Source organism: Grimontia sp. AD028 (genome assembly GCF_000973155.1).
Classification (GTDB): Bacteria; Pseudomonadota; Gammaproteobacteria; order Enterobacterales; family Vibrionaceae; genus Enterovibrio; species Enterovibrio indicus.
Genome location: NZ_LASY01000130.1, coordinates 1 through 885, shown reverse-complemented (window position 1 = coordinate 885; position 885 = coordinate 1). Strand labels below are relative to the sequence as shown.

Here is an 885-nt window from a genome sequence, read left to right as displayed (position 1 = left end):
CTAGAAAACAGCAGTGACGGTGATGAAGGCGACCAGCTGAAAGCTGAGAACATCAAGCTTTCAAGCGGCAAAGCCGATGGCGTTAAAGTGGTCGATGGTCAACTTGAAGTAGATCCAAGTGCCTATCAGTACCTTGGTGAGGGAGAGAAAGAAGTCATCACCTATACCTACGATGTTGTTGAGTATGAAGGTGACACAGAAATCTCTCGCACGCCGACCACGGCAACAATCACGATTGATGGTAAGAATGATGCGCCTCAAGCTGGGGACAATTTGAACAACCCAGATACCGGTGAAGCGTATTGGACCAACAATGATGCGGGGGAAATCGTCACTATCCCCGCAGACCTTATCCTCAGCAATGCCTCTGATGCAGATAAAAATAATGCGATTAAGATCGTCTTAAGTAGCCTCAAACTTGATGACCCGAACGCGGGTGACTTTGAGCTTGTTGTGAAAGTGTCTGAAAGCGAAACGAAAACCGTGTCAAAAGACTATCAACTGAAAGATAGCGAGTCGCTGGAAAGCATCATCTTTACGCCAAACCCTGACTATAGCGGACAAGTAAACCTTAGCTATCAAGTCACCGATGGCATGAGTGATTCAAACATCGCCAATATCCCTATCATTGTGAACGCCGTTCACGCGAACAATGATGGACTCTCAACTGCGTTCACGGCCAGCAGTGCTGACGGATGGCAGAACTTGGATGGGAATGACTATTTCACCATCAAAGCCCTCAAAATTGGCGATGATGGTAGGCGTGTTGAAGACGGCGAGTTGATCACCGAAGGCTCTGAGCATATTCACAAATTAGGTATCGGTGTTGCCGATGCAGCGCGCGCTGACCACACAGGTGCGTCATACCAAATTGAACACAACCAT

The 885-nt window shown here is 47.8% G+C and carries 1 protein-coding gene; it reads left to right on the top strand.

Annotated features, from left to right (window positions below):
* A partial coding sequence (locus RN22_RS25235) for an Ig-like domain-containing protein (RefSeq protein ID WP_046307599.1) occupies window positions 1–885 on the top strand: 885 nt, incomplete at both ends.